The organism is Actinomadura sp. WAC 06369 (assembly GCF_003947565.1).
Lineage (GTDB): Bacteria > Actinomycetota > Actinomycetes > Streptosporangiales > Streptosporangiaceae > Spirillospora > Spirillospora rifamycini.
This window is the reverse complement of sequence record NZ_QHJN01000430.1, coordinates 1-522: the sequence shown is the minus strand read 5'-3', so window position 1 is coordinate 522 and position 522 is coordinate 1. Positions and strand designations below refer to the sequence as shown.

The 522-nt window shown below is 72.8% G+C and carries 1 protein-coding gene; it reads right to left on the bottom strand.

All coding sequences use genetic code 11. The annotated features are described in order from the left end of the window. On the bottom strand, window positions 1-483 hold a 483-nt coding region (locus DMH08_RS39825), incomplete at its 3' end, for an SDR family NAD(P)-dependent oxidoreductase (RefSeq protein ID WP_199748247.1). Between the last annotated feature and the right edge of the window lie 39 nt (window positions 484-522).

Sequence of the window (522 nt, the reverse complement as noted above, 5' to 3'; positions counted from 1 at the left end):
CCCCGCCAGATCGGCCGGCTGCAAGTCCTCGACCGCAACACCGCTTCCGACACCCGCCGCGTGAACCACCGACGACAACCCCGGACCCGAACCGTCGATCCACCCGACCAGATCCTCGACCGCAGCACGGTCGGCGATATCGCACGCCACCACCTCCACCGCAGTGCCCGCACCCGCGATCGACTCCGCCAGCTCGGCCACACCTGCCGCGCCCGGGCCCGACCGGCTCGACAAAACCACCCGCGACGCACCACGATCCGCGACCCACCGGCCGGTGATCGCACCCACACCGCTGGTTCCGCCCGTCACCAGCACCGAACCCGACGGACACCACACCCTCCCCGCAACCGCCCGCCCCGCACGCACCAGACGACGCGCCACCACACCGCCCGGACGCACCGCGACCTGGTCCTCGCCACCGGACGCCAGAACCCCCGCCAAACGGCCTGCGGCACGCCCGTCCAACTGCGTCGGCAGATCCACCAGACCGCCCCACCGGCCGGCCAGCTCCAAACCCGCAAC